This is a genomic window from Brevibacterium sp. CBA3109, from assembly GCF_040256645.1.
Classification (GTDB): domain Bacteria; phylum Actinomycetota; class Actinomycetes; order Actinomycetales; family Brevibacteriaceae; genus Brevibacterium; species Brevibacterium koreense.
Genome location: NZ_CP158281.1, coordinates 1,420,949 through 1,437,488, shown reverse-complemented (window position 1 = coordinate 1,437,488; position 16,540 = coordinate 1,420,949). Strand labels below are relative to the sequence as shown.

Here is a 16,540-nt window from a genome sequence, read left to right as displayed (position 1 = left end):
CCTGTTGCGTCCGGATAGCCTGATGACCATGAGCATATCCCTGTCACGTCTCGATCCCAGTGGTGCCGATCGTCAGAGTCTCATCAACTTCTTCACCAGCACCACGTTCCCTTTCCACGTGCACTCAGAGCAATGGACTGTGGCCAAGGTCGAGGAACTGATTGATTCGGGAGCTTTTCGAAATGATGAAAACGAAGCATTCTGGCTCCGCCATGACACTTTGGGCGTCATTGGATATGTTCGCCTGGAAGATCTCGCCGATGACACGCCTATGTTCGATCTGCGCTTGGCAACGAAGTTTCGCGGGAGGGGACTCGGCGTCGGGTGTTTGCGCGCCGTCACTGATCGTGTGTTCATGACCACGGACGTCGATCGATTCGAAGGTCACACTCGCGACGACAATGTCGCTATGCGGTCCACCCTCATTCGTGCCGGCTGGTCGAAGGAGGCGCACTATCGACGAGCATGGCCCGTGAAGGGTCAGATGGCCAGGGACTCAGTCGCCTATGCCATTCTGCGCGAGGAATGGAAGTCTGGGTCGTCGGTCGATGTCCATTGGCACGACCTCCCGATGTTCACGCCTCAGGTCGGGGAAGACGTGGATTACACATCGAATTCTGTCCCCGAGGCCACGGAACTTTGCGAGCTCTATCGTTCGGTGGGCTGGACGGCATATACACAGGACCCTGTCTCCCTGCACTCGAGTGTGCTGTCCTCTGCTCATGTCGTATCCGCCCGGCGTGATGGTCAGCTGATCGGCCTGGCACGTGTCGTCAGCGATTTCGGTTCGATCGTGTACCTGCAGGATGTGCTCGTCCACCCGGAGCACCATCGCCGAGGTGTCGGCCGGCAGCTCGTCACCCGTGCTCTGATGCCGTTTGAGGGAGTGAGGCAGAAGGTTCTGCTCACCGATGCCGAGCCGGGGCAGAAGCAATTCTACGAAACGCTGGGATTCAGCGAAGCCTCCGCATCCGCCAATTCAGATATTCGCGCATTTGTGAAGCTCTGACGCGAAGTTCTGACCAGAAGAAGAGCACCCCTGGTCCGAATACCAGGGGTGCTCGTGTGAACTCTCAGGCGATCATTGGCTGATCGGGTGAGCTATGTTCAGTTCTTTTTGTTCCGACGCATGGTCAGAACGACTGCGGCTCCACCGACAACGAGGAGTCCTGCACCGGCAGCGAGGCCGGTCAGTTCAGCACCGGTGCGAGGCAGATCGGATCCACCGTCTCCGCCGTCACCGTCGTCGCTTCCGCCGCCGTTGCCATCTTCATCGGCAACAACGCTGAACGAACCGGCAAGTGCCTTCTCATCGTCCGTGTCGTTGTCTCCGGTCACCTGCACGTCGTACTTGCCCAGGTAGGCCGAAGGAGCGGATGCGTTGGTTCCGTAGATCGAGAAGGCGGCGACGCCGTCCTCGTTCGCGGTCTCATCGAGCGTGATGCCCTCAACGTTCTCCGGCCCGGCAACAACCTCGAGAGAGACATTTTCGCCCTCGTCGAAGCCCTTGACGGTGATCGTCACGCCTTTGTCCTTCTTCACGAAGTCAGAAGCAGCAACTTCCTTGGGGGAGATGGAGATCTTGCGCTCGGCAGGAGCCTCGCCGTCCTTCGATCCGTCGGAGTCAGCGTTGGACTCTGCGTCCTTTGCGTCTGCAGATGCACCGGCATCTGCTTCCGCGCCTGCATCAGCATCTGCCGCTGCACCATCGGCATCGGATTCTGCACCAGCGTCGGCTTCGGCTGTTGCGCCATCGGCGCCAGCGTCTGTTTCGTCTGCAGCTTCTTCAACAACGACGGTGAACTTGGTCGTTTTCGACGTTCCGGCTGCGGTGGTGGCAGTAGCGGTGTAAGCGTACTCTCCAGCTTTCGAGGGAGCTTCGGTGGTGAAGTTGCCTTCGGCGTCAGCAGTGACTGTGACAGTGCCTTCGGCAGGAACATCAACCTGAGGTGCACTCTGAGTGCCGCTAGCCGGATTCCAGGTCAGCTTCACCTTGGCGTTGGCCTCGGTCTTCCCGGTGATCTGTCCGCCTTCGTCAACCTTCTGGTTGTCGACTGCTGGTGCTTCAGGTGCTTCGGGAGCGTCAGCGTCGGCGTCAGCGTTCTTGGCATCGGCGTCAGCCGTCGCGTCGTTGCCGTCGGCAGCGGCTGCAGCATCTGCATCCTTACCATCAGCAGCGGCGTCAGCATCTGCATCCTTGGCATCGGCGTCGGCGTCGTTACCATCAGCAGCGGCTGCAGCATCTGCATCCTTGCCGTCAGCACCACCGTCAGCCTCTGCGTCCTTGGCATCGGCGTCAGCGTTCGCATCGTCGTCGCCTGGAGATCCCTCGTCGGGCTTTTCGACGTTGAAGTCGACGCGTGACTGTTCGATCGAGTAGTCGAGATCAGCAACCCAGCCGAATTCTTTACCGGGTTCTGAAGCGGGGGCAGGCCCTCCGCCGGAAATGACACCTACCGCGGTATCACCCTGGAAGACAGCACCGCCGGAGTCGCCCGGAGCTGAGAACGGATCAGCGTTTGGCGAGAGCACGCCGAAGCCGTGGACCCAGCGTCCGCCGATGTTTGAGAACTCAAACTGTTCGTTGTACTCAGTCCACACGTCGCCTTCTGTCAGGCCAGTTGTACGGCCCGACTTCGAGACTTTGCCATCCTTGTGTGCGCCGACCTCAGCGATGTCAGTGGCAAGATCAGTCGAAAGATCGTCCGTGCCTGCGCTCGTCCAGTCGGTGACACCGTTCTTGACGTTGTAGTTGTCAGCGTCGACGTCGATGACGGCGAAGTCGATGTCGCTGTCCTTCGGCGCAGGCCATGCACCGGGGTCGTCGCCCTCGAGGAGGTCACCACTGCCGTAGCTGTGGAAGCCCCACGTACCGATGACACCGTTACCAGAAGGTTCGAATCCTTCACCGCCATTAGTTTTAGCGCTGGAGGGCTTCTCGGTCTCGCTAACCGTTGTGTCGCCGCCGATCTCACCCGACGTCTGGTCGATGACCTTCGAGCAATGTCCGGCGGTCAGCACCACCGGGTTGCCGTCGTCGTCCCAGCCGGAGAATCCTGTGGAGCAGACACCCGTTCCGCCGGGCTGGCTCGACAGGTATCCGGCTCCGCCAACGAGGTCCATCTTCGCGTAAGGCTCGAGTTCCTTGACGCCTTCGACAACGTTGATGTTGTCGTACTTCTTCTCGAGGTCCTCGATCTTGTCGGTCTTCTTCTCGACACCTAGGTTGAGCTGACCATCCTTTTCACCGTAGGCGTTGACGCCTTCGATGTCGGACAGTGCCTTCTGCACCTGCTTGTCGTTCTGCACATCCAGCTTCTGCGGGCCGTCGGCCAGCGCAGGGGATGCCACGAACGCACTGCCGAGACCGAGCGCCGCTGCGGCGGTCAGTGCCAGCGAACTCTGCACGAGTTTCTTCTGCATACGTTTTAGTCTCTCTTATCGGGAGCAAGCTTTGTCACAAACTGATGACCTTGGTCACGGTAAGGTTACGGGCTGTATGCAGCGACTACCAAGAAAGCGTCCCTCGGACTGTGAACTAAATGAACGAAACAACAGCAGTCGCTGAAATAGGCCGTGTTGGATGCCTGGCAGTTTGCAACGCCCATAGATGCAGAGCGCCCCTGGTCCGAAGACCAGGGGCGCTCTTGTGAACTCTCAGACGATCATTGGCTGATCGTGTGAGTCATATTCAGTTCTTCTTGTTCCGACGCATGGTCAGAACAACTGCGGCTCCACCGACAACGAGGAGTCCGGCACCGGCAGCGAGGCCGGTCAGTTCAGCACCGGTGCGAGGCAGATCAGATCCACCGTCACCATTGCCGTCGTCATCCTTACTGCCGTTGTCGCCGCCGTCGTTTCCGCCGCCGTTGCCGTCTTCGTCTGCAACAACGCTGAAGGAGCCGGCAAGAGCCTTCTCTTCATCGGTGTCGTTGGCTCCGGTGACGTTCACGTCGTACTTGCCGAGGTAGACCGAAGGATCTGTTTCGCTCGTGCCGTAGATCGAGAAGGCAGCGGCACCGTTCTCGTTTGCGGTCTCATCGAGGGTGATGCCTTCAACGTTCTCAGGACCGGATGCGACCTTGAGGGTCACCTTCTCGCCTTCGTCGAAGCCCTTGACCGTGACAGTCACGCCCTCGTCTTCCTTCACGAAGTCGGAAGCAACGATCTCCTTGGGGTCAACGTTGATCTCGCGCTCGACAGGAGCAGGAGCCTCGGTCTCTTCCTTCTCTACAGTCACCTCGAACTCGGTGGTCTTGGATTCCTGACCATCAACTGTGGCGGTAGCGGAGAACTTGTACGTACCTTCAGCCTTGGGGCCCTCGACTATGAACTTGCCGTTCTTGTCGGCCTTGACCGTCTCGGAATCGTCTCCGGCAGCCTGGGTGCCCTTGGCAGCTTCCCACTTGACCTCAACCTTGGCGCCAGCCTCGGCCTTACCTGTCACATCGCCCTTGGGCTCGATGGTCTGGTCCTTGGCTACAGGGGCCTTCGGAGCCTCAGGAGTCTCGTCTCCTGGCTTCTCGAGGCTGAAGTCCACTCCGGACTGCGCCAGAGAGTTGTCAAGGTCGGCAACCCAGCCGAACTGGGTGTCCTCGTCCAGCGGCCCGCCGCCGGAGATGACACCAACAGCGGTGTCGCCCTGGAAGACAGCGCCACCGGAGTCACCTGGCTGCGAGAACGGCTTATCGGCTGGGGACGTCACGCCGAATCCGTGGACCCAGTATCCGCCGACATTCGCGTAGTCGAACTTGTCGTTGTACTCGGAGTCGACCTCGCCTTCGGTCAGGCCAGTCGTGCGACCCGACTTCTGGACGGTACCGTCCTTGTGCGCGCCGACCTTGGTGATATCGGTTTCGAGGCTCGAAGACAGATCGTTCGAGTCGGCGCTCGTCCAGTCGGTGACACCGTTCTTGGCGGCGTACTTCGACTGATCGACCTTGATGACCGCGAAGTCAATATCGCTGTCTTTGGCGCTGCTCGGGTCTTCGGTGCCATCGAGCAGATCCCCGGTGCCATAGCTGTGGAAGCCCCACTCGCCGAGAACGCCGTTGCCGGAGCGCTGGAAGCCATCTCCGCCATTGGCAGGAGCACTCTTGGGCTTCTCGGTCTGGTCGACCGTGCTGTCTCCGGTGATCTCGCCAGATTTTTCAATGATCTTCGAGCAGTGACCAGCGGTCAGGACGACTGGGTTTCCGTCTCCGTCCCAACCGGAGAATCCGGTTGAGCAGGCGCCAGCGCCCTCACCGACGGTTGCCAGGTAACCCGCACCGCCGACGACATCGTTCTCGGAATGGCGCTTGAGTTCCTTGACGCCGTCGGTGACGTTGATGTTCTCGTATTTCTTTTCGAGATCCTTGATCTCGGATGTCTTCTTCTCGACACCGATGTTGAGCTGACCGCCCTTAGCGCCGTAGGCGTTGACGCCCTCGACGTCTGACAGTGCCTTCTGCACCTGGGTCTCGCTCTGCACATCGAGCTTCTCCGAGCCGTTGTCGGCCATTGCAGGGGATGCGACAAACGCACTGCCGAGACTGAGCGCCGCGGCGGCGGTCAGTGCCAGCGAACTCTGCACGAGTTTCTTCTGCATACTCTTGGGTTCCCTTGATCGGATTTACTGTTGCTGTCGCCTGTGCCCTCTTCGTCCAGCACGTCAATGATTGCGCGAATATATCTGAGAACAGTCTTTCAACCACATGAAAGATTACGGTTTGGCAACGATTGGAAGCAACCACAATGCATGTTGATCGTGAACACAACGTACAAAACCTGAACTGGCAGGCGGTATGCCGCGTTCTCCATGAAGCGCTCAAGGCTGGCCGTTATGATCGGTGCATGCTCAACCTCACTGCAAACAGAACTTCAGCTGCGTTCAGTCGTGTGATGAGAATTGCCGTTCTCGGCCTCGTCCTGCCCCTAGCAGCATGCGGGACTGGCTCCGAACCCAGCGAACCAACCAGCGCTGAGCCCACGGACTCCAAATCTTCCACGGACTCGGCAGATGCTGAGGCGCTCGATCCCGCAGGGAAATGGACCTCTCCAGAGGCTGGGGATCCGTTTCTCGAGTTCACCGACGACGGCCAGATCAAGGGATCCGATGGCTGCAACGCAATCCAGACAACGTGGGAAGTCGACGGGGACAAGGTTCTCATCACCTCATTCACCACGACCCAGAAAGCGTGCGCAGGCGTGGACCCGTGGCTGTCCAAAGCATCTTCAGCAACGGTCGAAGGCAACGTCATGAAAGTCGCCGACGCCAGCGGGAAGGTCATCGGCGGCTTGGAGAAAGAGGACAAATGACACAGCAGCTCAATGGCAAGTGGATCAGCGCCAAGGACGGGTCCTCGGCATTCCTCCAGTTTGACGAGGATGGAACGTTGACCGGCAGCGATGGCGGAAATCGAATCTCAACGACGTGGGGGGCTGAGGGTCCAGGAGTGGTCATCAAACCCTTCGCCACCACGCAGCGCGCCGTCATGGGCATGGAGGCCTGGGTGGGTCGGGTTCACCGCGCTGAGGCCGACGGTGACGTACTCACCGTCTTCGACCACGGCGGCAACCACCTCGGCGAGCTGGTCAGGGAATCCAGTTCGGACGAACCCGACGAAGGACATTAAGTGGCCGGTGGACTGTTCGCACTCCTCGATGATGTGGCGGCTCTCGTCAAACTCTCGGCGGCGAGCCTCGATGATGTTGCCGCGGGCGCATCACGGGCAGGAGTCAAAGCTGCAGGCGTCGTCGTCGACGATGCCGCAGTGACACCCAAATTCGTTGAGGGGGTCGACCCGAAGCGGGAACTTCCGATCATCAAGCGCATCGCCTTGGGTTCGCTGATCAACAAAATCCTCATCATCCTGCCGATCATCCTGTTGCTCAGCGAATTCCTCCCGTGGCTGCTGACTCCGCTGCTGATGGTCGGTGGCACCTATCTGTGCTTCGAGGGCGCAGAGAAGATCTTCGAGAAGTTCGGGTGGATCGAACACCACGAAGAACCGAAGAAGGAATCCAAGCACGGCAAGAAGAATGACGGCGACTCTGAGAAGAAGATCGTCCGCTCAGCCATCACCACAGACTTCGTGCTCAGCTGCGAAATCATGGTCATCGCCCTCAACGAGGTAGCCAGTGAGGCCCTGCTCCCCCGGGCCATCATCCTGCTCGTCGTGGCCCTGGCGATCACTATCGGGGTCTACGGTTCTGTGGCCCTCATCGTGAAGATGGACGACATCGGACTGCACATGGCACGGGAGGACAAACCGGGCACACAGAAGTTCGGCCGGTTCCTCGTTAAGGCAATGCCCAAGCTCCTCGGTGGGCTGTCAGTCGTCGGCACCTTCGCCATGCTCTGGGTCGGCGGACACATCATCCTCATAGGTACAGACGAACTCGGCCTCCATGCCCTCTACGACTTCGTTCACCACCTCGAGCAGCCCGTGGCTATGATCCCGGCCGTCGGGGGACTCCTCGGCTGGCTGGTCAACACATTCTTCTCGCTCATCCTCGGCGCCATCTGGGGAGGCATCGTGGCAGGAATCGCCATCGGCATCACGGCACTGATGAAGTCGGGGCGCAACGACGACAAGGAGGCTGGAGTGCAGAAAGACCAGACGAGCGAACAGAAGATATCCGCAGACACCAGCTCACCTGCTGCCACATCTGCTGGTGAAGCTGCAGACGCGGGTTCTCCAACAGACCACGGAGCAGGCCCTAAACCAGACTATGCCCCAGGTCAGGACAAAGACTCGCCGAAGAACTGAGTCCTACCTCTTCAGCATGCGCTTTGGGTCTGGTCGGCGGTATGCCCGACAGCTCAGTTACACAGGTATTGAAGATCAGCGATCAGCGAAGGTCTTCTTCGGCTTACCGGGTACGATCATCGGCGCACCGGTCACGGGGTCGTCGATGACGGTGCAGTCGATGCCGAAGACCTGGTGCACCAGTTCTGACGTGATGATCTCGGCCGGTGCACCCTGCGCGACGATCGCACCGTTCTTCATCGCGATGATCTCATCGGCGTATCGGCACGCCTGGTTGAGGTCGTGGAGGACGGCGACAAAAGTGTGACTGTGTTCGTTGTTGAGCTGGGCGAACAGGTCGAGCAGCTCAATCTGGAAGGCAAGGTCGAGGAACGTCGTGGGTTCGTCAAGGAGCATCAGCGGCGTCTCCTGCGCCAGCACCATCGCCACCCAGACCCGTTGCCGCTGACCTCCGGAGAGCTCATCGACCTGGCGAGAGGACAGCACTTCGGTGTTCGTTGCACGCAGCGCCGAGAGCACGGCGACCTCATCCTCGTCAGTCCACTGTTTGAGGAACGACTGGTGCGGGTGACGTCCGCGAGCCACGAGTTCACCCACGGTGATGCCGTCGGGGGCGATCGAGGTCTGCGGGAGCAGTCCCAAACGCTTGGCGATCTGCTTCGTCTTCAGCTGTGCGATGTTTCCGCCGTCGAGGAGCACCGTGCCCTTCGCCGGACTCATCAATCTGGCCAGTGCCCTCAGCAGCGTCGACTTCCCGCAGGCATTGGGGCCGACGATGACGGTGAACTTGCCCGCTGCGATTTCAACGTCGAGGTCGGCGATGACCTGCCGATGGTCGTAGGCGAGATCGAGATCGCGGGCTGCCAGCGGAGCGGTGACCGACGCCGCCTTGCCCGTCGTGCCCGTCGTGTCAGTAGTGTCCGTTGTGTCAGATGAGATGCTCATTGTGCCTTCCGAGCTTCTTGGATGAGGAGCCAGATCAGGTAGATGCCGCCGATGCACACGGTGACGACTCCGACGGGAAGTTGGGTCTCGCCCAGAGCGTGCTGGGCGATGAGGTCCGCGGCCACGAGCAGGAGCGCTCCGACTGCCGCCGCAGACAGCAGGCTAGTGCCCTGGGATCTTGCGATTCTGCGCCCGATCTGCGGGGCGGCAAGGGCGACGAAGGCGATCGGTCCCGCGGCCGCCGTGACGACGGCGACGAGAGCTACGGCCACCAGGATGAGACCGGCACGAACGGGTTCATTGCGCACGCCGAGTGCCTTAGCTGTGTCATCGCCGAGTTCCAGGGTCCCCAGGCCGCGCGAGAAGAGACCACATCCCAGGGCAAGGAGCACAGTGCCGATGGCGGCCGGCAGGAGGGTCGACCAGCCCATGCCGTTGAGTGTTCCAGCACCCCACGTGGCTGCTGCCATCGCGAGGTCGAGATCGGCGCGCAGAATCAGCCAGGTGTTGAAGGCGTTGAGCATGGCAGTCAGCGCGATGCCGACGATGATGAGCCGGAAGCCTTGGACGCCGCCCTTCCACGTCAGGAGGTAGACCACGATGGCGGTGAGGAGGCCGCCGATGATCGCACCGAAGGCGGTGGAGATGAAGCTGGAGCCGAAGACGATGATGGTGAGGATGCCGCCGGTGTAGGCACCGGTGGAGAAACCGATGATGTCGGGGCTGCCCAGAGGGTTGCGGGTCAGGGACTGGAACACCGCGCCCGAAACCCCCAGGCCCGCCCCAAGGACGATTCCAGCGATGATGCGCGGTGCCCGCCATTGCCCGACGACGGTGTTGACGATGCTTTTGTCGGCCTGGCCGAACAGTCCTTGGAAGACCTCGCTGGGAGTCAGCGAGAACTCTCCCAGCAGCAGTCCCAAGAACCCGCAGCCCAGGGCCAGAAGCGTGACGATGCCGGCTGTGACCACGACGCGCAGATCGATGCGGAAGCCGAAGGCTCGCAGCATAGGGCGACCGAAGTTGATCCGCTCCCCCGGCAGGGCGCGGCGTCCTGGAACGAATTCAGTGGCGCCACCGAGCGGTGAGTTCGACGATTTCACAGTCCGCTCGCCTTCTTTCTGCGAACCAGGGCGATGAGCACCGGTGCCCCGACGAAGGCGGTGACGACGCCGACCTGAAGTTCGCCCGGTTTCATCACCACACGCCCGAGCACATCGGAGATGAGAAGCAGGATGGGCGAAAGAATCACCGAATAGCTCAGTATCCATCTCTGATCCGGACCGACGATCCAGCGGGCGATATGTGGAATCATCAGTCCGATGAAGCCGATCGGCCCGGCGGCAGCGGTGGCGCCACCTGCCAGGAGAGTGACCGCGAGAATGGTGATGATGCGGGTGCGATTGACCGAGGTGCCCAGGCTGGCAGCCAGATCGTCGCCCAGTGCCACCGCGTTGAGCGAGTGGGCCAGGAACAATGCCAGGACGATGCCGACGATGATGAATGGGGCGACCGCGTAGATCGTATCGAAGCCGCGACCGGCAATGGCTCCGACGTCCCATGCCCGGAAGGCGTCGAAGGCTCTTTCGTTCGTGAGCAGGATTCCCTTGGTCAGTCCCGTCAGGACCGCGGCGACCGCGACTCCCGCCAAGGTCAGGCGGATCGGATCGACGCTGTGGTTCCGACCGGAGGAGCCGATGATGTACACACCGGTCGTGGCCACGAGGGCGCCGAGGAAGGCGAACCAGATGTAGCCGTTGATCGAAGTGATTCCGAAGAACCCGACGCCGATGGCCACCGCGAAGGAGGCTCCGGCGTTGACGCCGAGGATGCCCGGATCTGCAAGAGGGTTGCGGGTCAGAGCCTGGATGAGACCACCTGCCAAGCCCAGTCCCATGCCGACGAGGATGCCGAGAACGGTCCGGGGCAGCCGCAGTTCCAATACGACCAATTGGTCGTCGCTGCCGTTGGGGTCGAAGAACGCTCCGAGGACCTCCGAGACCGGCATGTCCCGGGTGCCGATGGCCAGTGACGCCAGCACGACGACAACCAATGCAAGAATCGCCACGATGAGCCCGACGGCTCTTTTGACTTTCAGTGCCCGGCTCGCCTTCTGACCGCTCACCTCAGACGAATTCGCCGAGGCGGTGGTGGCGAGACCGGTCATCGGAGGGTTCCTTAGCATCGACTAATTAAGGGCAGGCTAACCACAATCTAGTCGAAAACTTCGGCTCATCCAAACGAATTCCCGATCACTGGCCTGTGATCTTGCCGATCCTCTCGGAGACCTGACGCTGGATCCGGGAGAGCATTCCGCTCATCCCACGCAGACGCAGGGGGCTGACCAACTCGGTCATCGACAGGCGCAGTGGCAGGTCGGCGGGGATGGACAGGACCACCTCGGCGGTCTGGCCGTTGAGCCCTTCGTGGAGAATCCCGGCGAAGCCACGCGTCGTCGGCGCCTCGGGAGGCGCAGAGAAGTGCAGCGTCACGACCGCTTGCTCCCCCTGCTCGGGATTCTCAACCTCGGTGACGAGGAAGATCGGCGACTGACATTCGGGCACCGGCTCGAGCAGCTCGGGGTGATCACTGTAGCGCGGTGGCAGCTCGGGCAGCTCGGTTGCGAGTTCGAGCAGCAGCTGCAGTCGGTCGCTGGACTCTGTTTCCGCGAAGTCCGCAACGATCTCCCGCAGGCTCTCCGGCAGGTCCGAGTTCTCGGGTTCGGATGCGTGTGTGTCAGCAGTCATCACCGGCTGGGCACCTCCCCTGGTTCGGTCCCCTTCGTGATGGGAACACCGACGACGTTGCCCCATTCGGTCCAGGAACCGTCGTAGTTGCGGACGTTGCTGTAGCCGAGCAGGTGCTGGAGGACGAACCAGGTGTGGCTCGAGCGTTCGCCGATGCGGCAGTAGGCGATGACTTCGTCGGCGGTGCCGAGCCCGGCTTCATCGGTGTAGATGGCCTTGAGCTCTTCTGCCGATTTGAAGGTGCCGTCCTCGTTTGCGGCCCTCGCCCAGGGCACCGAGGCTGCGCTGGGGATGTGTCCGCCGCGCAGTGCACCCTCTTCGGGGTAGGAGGGCATGTGGGTGCGCTCTCCGCTGTATTCCTCGGGGCTGCGCACGTCGATGAGGGGACGCTTGCCCAGGCTGTCTCTGACCTCGGGCAGGAAGGCCCGCAGGGTTGTGTCATCACGGTCGATGACCGGGTATTCGGTCGGTTCGGGACGTGGCTTCTCCGTGGTCAGTTCGCGTTCTTCGGCCTGCCACTTGGCACGCCCGCCGTCCATGAGGCGGACGTCTTCGTGGCCGAACAGCGAGAAGACCCACAGCGCGTAGGCAGCCCACCAGTTTGATTTGTCGCCGTAGAAGACGATCGTGTCATCACGTGAGATGCCTTTGGCGGACATGAGCGCGGCGAAGCCTTCACCGTCGACATAGTCACGGGTCACGGTGTCATTGAGTTCGGTGTGCCAGTCGATTTTCACCGCGCCGGGGATGTGCCCGGTCTCATAGAGGAGGACGTCCTCATCGCTTTCGACGATGACCAGCCCGGGTTCACCGGTGTGCTTGGCCACCCACTCGGTGCTGACCAGTCGTGATCCGTCTGCGTAGTCGGCGAATTTGCCTGTGGAATCGGCTGGGATCGCTGTGCTCACTCGTTCCTCCTCGTGAAGATTGTGATGATGTGGCTCATTGGCTCTCTGTGTGGCTCAACGCCACTTCCCACCAGCATATTCCTCTTCAGCCGTGTGCCGACCCGGGGGTGGGCGCAGGTGAGGTCGGGGGTGTCATCGGCGTGCGAAGAACGCCCGCAGGGAGGAGATGAACGTCTGCGGCTGCTCAGAGTGGACCCAGTGGCCCGATCCCTTGACGGTGAGCAGAGATGCGCGGGGGAAGAGGGAACGCATGAGGGGCAGGTCGTCGCGGGAGACGTAGTCCGATGTCTCACCGGCGATCCACAGCACGGGACCGTCGAAGGTCGCCTCCCCAGTCTCGGGGAAGTCTCCGATCGCGGGCAGACTCTCATGGAGCAGGGTGAGATTGGGCTGCCAGGCGTACCCCGCCGAGGTGGTGCGCAGGTTCTGCAGCAGGAATCCCCTGATCGTGTCCTCGGGGATCTTCTCCTGCAGGGCTTCGTCCGCAGCGGTACGCGAATCGATCTCGTCGAGATCGAGTTCGGCCAGGCTCGAGAGCAGATGTTCGAACACTCCGAGGGAGCCGCCTGCAGTGGGAGCGATGTCAACGACGACGAGGTGGTCGATGAGGTCCGGGTGACGCAGGGCCAGGATCATGGCGACCTTGCCGCCCAGGGAATGCCCCACCAGGTGCACGGGCAGGTCATCGGGATCGGTCACCTCGGCGATCAGCGCGGCCACGGAGTCGGCCATGTCCACATAGCTGAACTCCTCGGTCCATCCCGAATCACCATGGTTGGGCAGGTCCACGAGCAGGCTCGAGTAGTCGGGCTCGAGGGCCTTGGCGATGGAGGTGAAATTCTTGCCACGGCCGAAGAGGCCGTGGAGGAACACGATGCGCTCACCGGTGCTGCCGATGAGTCTGCTGGCGATCTCAGTCACGCCACCAGCCTACCCGGGACGTCTCAGCGGGTCATCTGCTGCCCGGTGTCGGGTGGGATCACGCAGCACATCGACGATCGCGTGGACGTGGGGTGTCGAGCATGCGTGTAGCGATGATGCGTTCGTTGGGGAATTTCGCCGCTGCAGGCATGTGACCAGCCTATTCACCCCATTTCGGCGTGGGAAGAGATACTCACAGGTAGGCTGAGTCCATGCACTTCTCCGATTACGACACACGACTGGCCGGGTACGCGGTGATCGTCAACCAGGACCGGGAAATCCTTCTCAGCTGGTTCAACGGCGGCAAAGAGCCGGCCCATGCGCTGTGGACTCTGCCCGGCGGTGGAATCGAGTTCCATGAGAGCATCGAGGCCGGCACGATCCGCGAGATCAAAGAGGAGACGGGCTTCGACGCCGAGCTGGTGCGCCCGCTCACGACTCACACATTCACGGAGCACCGCAGCAATTCCTCCCGTCGCAGGTCGGTCTCACGTCCGTTCAAGGGAGTTCGGATCGTCTATGAGGCTCGCGTCACCGCAGGCACGCTGGGGACTCTTGAGGTCGATGGCACCACGGACCGGGCCGAATGGCTGGCCATCGATTCGCTGGCAGACGTGCGGCACGCCCGCATCATCGATATCGGCCTTGATGCGTGGCGTGCCGCACTGTGAGAGCCTCGACGGCCGGTTGAGTGCCCGCCCCTCTATTTGAGTGCGTCTGCGACGAGCTCGGGCATCTTGTCTGCCGCGTACGAGGCGGAGAGCACCGAGTTGAGTGAGAATGCCTGTCTGACGTCGTTGAGGTCCTCGGTCAGCACCAGGGCGTGCCCATCCTCGACCGCCGGGATCCGCTTGAAGGCAGCATCCTTGGTGATATCAGTGTCGGGGATGTAGATCGGGAAGGCCACGAGCAGGTCCGCGTCGAGATCGTTCAGCTTCTCCTCGGACACGGTGGCGGTGAAGCCCTCGGGTTTGAGGGCCGCGACATTCTTCGACTGTGTGAATCCGAGCTTTTCCATGAACTGCACGCGTTCGGAACCTTCGACATAGGCTCCCCAGCCTTCTGAGGTCTTCGCGGCCACGCTCACGGATTTCCCGTCGAACTCCGGATGGGCCCCACGAACAGCGTCAAATTTCTTGTCGAGATCCTTCAGCACCTTCTTGCCTTCGTCTTCTCTGCCCAAAGCCTGGGAGACGAGGTCGACCTGCTGATCCATTGTCGTCAGGTAGTTGTCTCCACCTTCAGGTGCCCCCACCGTCGGGGCGATCTCTGAGAGGCGGTCATAGCGCTTCTGCTCACCGGAGCTCTTCGTGTCGAGGATGAGGTCGGGTTCGAGAGCCGCGATCTTTTCGAAATCGGGTTCCATCGTCGCAATGATCTCCGGTGCCTGGTCGTAGAGGTCCTGGGCCCAGGGGCCAACGCCTTTGCCTCCGAACTCCACCCAGTCGGAGGCCCCGACCGGCTGCACTCCGAGCGCCAGTGCGGTTTCAGCGTCTCCCCAGCCCAGAGCCACAACTTTCTGCGGGTCCTGCGGGACCTCGACTGAGCCGAATTTGGTGTTGACGCTGACGCCGGAGGCCGCTTCTTCTTCACCACCGCCACTGCCACCACAGGCGGCGAGCAGGAGTACGGAGGCGAGCATGGGGGCGAGAATTCTGCGCATGTGATCCTTCTTCGTGAGTTAGGCAAGCCTAGCTTAACGTATGCGCAGGATCCCCGCGACAGACAGGTGCGACAGCCCGTATCCGCTAGGACTTGATCTCGAGTCCGTCGACGTCCATCTCATCAAGACCCACAGTGCGTGAGGAGGCGCCGGTGACCAGCCGGTGGATGAGCCACAGCAGAAGGAAGGCGGGCAGTCCGATGTAGGCCGAGGCCACTTCGAGGACCCGACCCTCGACGATCGCCTGCACGTTCTGGCCGATGATGACGATGACCAGCATCACCAGAGCGATGATCGGCCCGATCGGAAACAGCGGCGCCCGATACGGCAGGTCCGCGAGGTCGTAACCCTGCCTGAGGTAGGCACGACGGAACCGGAAATGGCACCAGGCGATGCCGACCCAGACGATGAACCCGGAGAGCCCGGAGACATTGATCAGCCACGTGTAGGCCCCTCCGTCACCCATCACCTCCGACAGGAATCCGAACAGGCCGATGACGGCGGTGGCCAGCAGCGCCATGACGGGCACTCCGCGTTCATTGAGTCGGGCGAACAGCCTCGGCGCCGTGCCTTCCCTGGCCATCGCATAGAGCATGCGGGTCGAGGCGTACAGCCCGGAGTTCCCGGCCGAGAGGATCGCGGTGAGGATGACGGCATTCATCACAGACGCGGCCACGGCGATGCCGGCGCGTTCGAAGACGAGGGTGAAGGGTGAGGCGGTGACATCCTCATTGGCAGCCGCCGCCAGCAGCGAGGGGTCCGAATACGGCAGGAGGAAGCCGATGATGATGATTGCGCCGATATAGAAGAGCATGATGCGCCAGAACACGGTGCGGATGGCTCGCGGCATATCGCGGCGCGGGTTGCTCGACTCCCCCGCGGTGACGCCGACGAGCTCCGTGCCCTGGAAGGAGAAGCCGGCGATCATGAACACGCTGATGATCGAGACCCAGCCGCCCACAAACGGTGCCTCGTCTCGCGTCCAATTGCTCATGCCCGGCGACTCGCCGCCGATGATGCCCGCAATCATGAGCACGCCCAGAACGAGGAACGCGAGGACCGCGGTGACCTTGATGGCTGCAAACCAGAATTCGCCTTCACCGAAGGCCTTGGCCGAGAGGAAGTTGAGTCCGGTGAGCAGGGCGAGGAAGATCGCAGCCCAGACCCAGGAGGGGACATTGGGCATCCAGAAGGACATGATGACTCCGGCCGCAACGAGTTCCGCGGCGAGCGTGATCGCCCAGTTGAACCAGTAGTTCCAGCCCATGGCGAATCCGAACGAGGGGCTGACGTATTTCGAGCCGTAGGTGTGGAAGGAACCTGCCACGGGCAGATGGGTCGACATCTCTCCCAGGGACTGCATGACGAAGAGGACCATGATCCCGATCGCGGCGTAGGCCAGGAGTGCACCGCCAGGTCCTGCCTGCGAGATCGTGCCGCCGGAGCCGAGGAAGAGCCCGGTGCCGATGGCACCGCCGATGGCGATCATCTGCAGGTGCCGTGACTTCAGCCCCCGCGCGTGTTTTCGCGCTTCTCCCTCGCAAAGGTGGCTGCTTCTTTCATCATGTTCCTTGACTGTCGTGCGACCGGTGTCCCGTTCGG

15 protein-coding genes are annotated in these 16,540 nt (G+C 61.6%); 5 read left to right on the top strand and 10 right to left on the bottom strand.

Going from position 1 to position 16,540, the window contains the following annotated elements:
• Positions 1–28: 28 nt before the first annotated feature.
• Positions 29–1,009: a GNAT family N-acetyltransferase gene (locus AAFP32_RS06650; protein ID WP_350271139.1), complete on the top strand. Its 981-nt coding sequence runs from the start codon at positions 29–31 to the stop codon at positions 1,007–1,009.
• A gap of 98 nt (positions 1,010–1,107) precedes the next feature.
• On the opposite strand, the gene AAFP32_RS06645 is transcribed toward AAFP32_RS06650, so the two are convergent.
• Both AAFP32_RS06645 and AAFP32_RS06640 read right to left on the bottom strand, forming a co-directional pair.
• Positions 1,108–3,423 carry an LPXTG cell wall anchor domain-containing protein gene (locus AAFP32_RS06645; protein WP_350271138.1) on the bottom strand — a complete coding sequence of 772 codons (2,316 nt, stop codon included), beginning with the start codon at positions 3,421–3,423 and terminating at the stop codon, positions 1,108–1,110.
• A gap of 268 nt (positions 3,424–3,691) precedes the next feature.
• Positions 3,692–5,590: an LPXTG cell wall anchor domain-containing protein gene (locus tag AAFP32_RS06640; RefSeq protein WP_350271137.1), complete on the bottom strand. Its 1,899-nt coding sequence runs from the start codon at positions 5,588–5,590 to the stop codon at positions 3,692–3,694.
• Positions 5,591–5,883: 293 nt separating this feature from the next.
• On the opposite strand from AAFP32_RS06640, the gene AAFP32_RS06635 reads away from it, so the two are divergent.
• From AAFP32_RS06635 to AAFP32_RS06625, 3 genes are read left to right on the top strand one after another with little or no spacing between them, the layout of a single operon-like run.
• Positions 5,884–6,300, top strand: a complete 417-nt coding sequence (locus AAFP32_RS06635) for an META domain-containing protein (protein ID WP_350271136.1) — start codon at positions 5,884–5,886, stop codon at positions 6,298–6,300.
• Complete coding sequence (locus AAFP32_RS06630) at positions 6,297–6,617, top strand: META domain-containing protein (protein ID WP_350271135.1); 321 nt, start codon at positions 6,297–6,299, stop codon at positions 6,615–6,617. Before AAFP32_RS06635 ends, AAFP32_RS06630 begins: the two co-directional genes overlap by 4 nt.
• Complete coding sequence (locus AAFP32_RS06625; protein ID WP_350271134.1) at positions 6,618–7,754, top strand: DUF808 domain-containing protein; 1,137 nt, start codon at positions 6,618–6,620, stop codon at positions 7,752–7,754. It begins immediately after the preceding gene.
• 75 nt (positions 7,755–7,829) lie between these two features.
• On the opposite strand, the gene AAFP32_RS06620 is transcribed toward AAFP32_RS06625, so the two are convergent.
• From AAFP32_RS06620 to AAFP32_RS06595, 6 genes are all read right to left on the bottom strand, one after another.
• Positions 7,830–8,699: an ABC transporter ATP-binding protein gene (locus AAFP32_RS06620; protein WP_350271133.1), complete on the bottom strand. Its 870-nt coding sequence runs from the start codon at positions 8,697–8,699 to the stop codon at positions 7,830–7,832.
• Positions 8,696–9,802 carry a FecCD family ABC transporter permease gene (locus AAFP32_RS06615; protein WP_350271132.1) on the bottom strand — a complete coding sequence of 369 codons (1,107 nt, stop codon included), beginning with the start codon at positions 9,800–9,802 and terminating at the stop codon, positions 8,696–8,698. Before AAFP32_RS06615 ends, AAFP32_RS06620 begins: the two co-directional genes overlap by 4 nt.
• The gene (locus AAFP32_RS06610) at positions 9,799–10,866 is read right to left on the bottom strand and encodes an iron chelate uptake ABC transporter family permease subunit (RefSeq protein ID WP_350271131.1); all 1,068 of its coding nucleotides are present in this window, start codon (positions 10,864–10,866) and stop codon (positions 9,799–9,801) included. The genes AAFP32_RS06615 and AAFP32_RS06610 overlap by 4 nt, the downstream gene beginning before the upstream one ends.
• 85 nt (positions 10,867–10,951) lie before the next feature.
• Positions 10,952–11,446, bottom strand: a complete 495-nt coding sequence (locus AAFP32_RS06605; RefSeq protein ID WP_101620285.1) for a SufE family protein — start codon at positions 11,444–11,446, stop codon at positions 10,952–10,954.
• Positions 11,446–12,354: a sulfurtransferase gene (locus tag AAFP32_RS06600; RefSeq protein WP_350271130.1), complete on the bottom strand. Its 909-nt coding sequence runs from the start codon at positions 12,352–12,354 to the stop codon at positions 11,446–11,448. Before AAFP32_RS06600 ends, AAFP32_RS06605 begins: the two co-directional genes overlap by 1 nt.
• A gap of 132 nt (positions 12,355–12,486) precedes the next feature.
• Complete coding sequence (locus AAFP32_RS06595; RefSeq protein WP_350271129.1) at positions 12,487–13,275, bottom strand: alpha/beta fold hydrolase; 789 nt, start codon at positions 13,273–13,275, stop codon at positions 12,487–12,489.
• A 212-nt stretch (positions 13,276–13,487) separates the two neighbouring features.
• On the opposite strand from AAFP32_RS06595, the gene AAFP32_RS06590 reads away from it, so the two are divergent.
• Positions 13,488–13,946: an NUDIX hydrolase gene (locus tag AAFP32_RS06590; RefSeq protein ID WP_350271128.1), complete on the top strand. Its 459-nt coding sequence runs from the start codon at positions 13,488–13,490 to the stop codon at positions 13,944–13,946.
• A 32-nt stretch (positions 13,947–13,978) separates the two neighbouring features.
• Here the strand turns inward: AAFP32_RS06590 and AAFP32_RS06585 are convergent, their stop codons facing one another.
• Complete coding sequence (locus AAFP32_RS06585; RefSeq protein ID WP_350271127.1) at positions 13,979–14,938, bottom strand: iron-siderophore ABC transporter substrate-binding protein; 960 nt, start codon at positions 14,936–14,938, stop codon at positions 13,979–13,981.
• 85 nt (positions 14,939–15,023) lie between these two features.
• On the bottom strand, positions 15,024–16,448 hold the full coding sequence (locus AAFP32_RS06580) for an amino acid permease (RefSeq protein ID WP_350271465.1): 1,425 nt from the start codon (positions 16,446–16,448) through the stop codon (positions 15,024–15,026).
• Between the last annotated feature and the right edge of the window lie 92 nt (positions 16,449–16,540).

Coding starts and splice junctions, on each gene's coding strand:
- AAFP32_RS06590 (WP_350271128.1), top strand. CDS start 13,488: ATGCACTTCTCCGATTACGACACACGACTGGCCGGGTACGCGGTGATC.
- AAFP32_RS06650 (WP_350271139.1), top strand. CDS start 29: ATGAGCATATCCCTGTCACGTCTCGATCCCAGTGGTGCCGATCGTCAG.
- AAFP32_RS06640 (WP_350271137.1), bottom strand. CDS start 5,590: ATGCAGAAGAAACTCGTGCAGAGTTCGCTGGCACTGACCGCCGCCGCG.
- AAFP32_RS06635 (WP_350271136.1), top strand. CDS start 5,884: ATGAGAATTGCCGTTCTCGGCCTCGTCCTGCCCCTAGCAGCATGCGGG.
- AAFP32_RS06605 (WP_101620285.1), bottom strand. CDS start 11,446: ATGACTGCTGACACACACGCATCCGAACCCGAGAACTCGGACCTGCCG.
- AAFP32_RS06620 (WP_350271133.1), bottom strand. CDS start 8,699: ATGAGCATCTCATCTGACACAACGGACACTACTGACACGACGGGCACG.
- AAFP32_RS06585 (WP_350271127.1), bottom strand. CDS start 14,938: ATGCGCAGAATTCTCGCCCCCATGCTCGCCTCCGTACTCCTGCTCGCC.
- AAFP32_RS06610 (WP_350271131.1), bottom strand. CDS start 10,866: ATGACCGGTCTCGCCACCACCGCCTCGGCGAATTCGTCTGAGGTGAGC.
- AAFP32_RS06630 (WP_350271135.1), top strand. CDS start 6,297: ATGACACAGCAGCTCAATGGCAAGTGGATCAGCGCCAAGGACGGGTCC.
- AAFP32_RS06645 (WP_350271138.1), bottom strand. CDS start 3,423: ATGCAGAAGAAACTCGTGCAGAGTTCGCTGGCACTGACCGCCGCAGCG.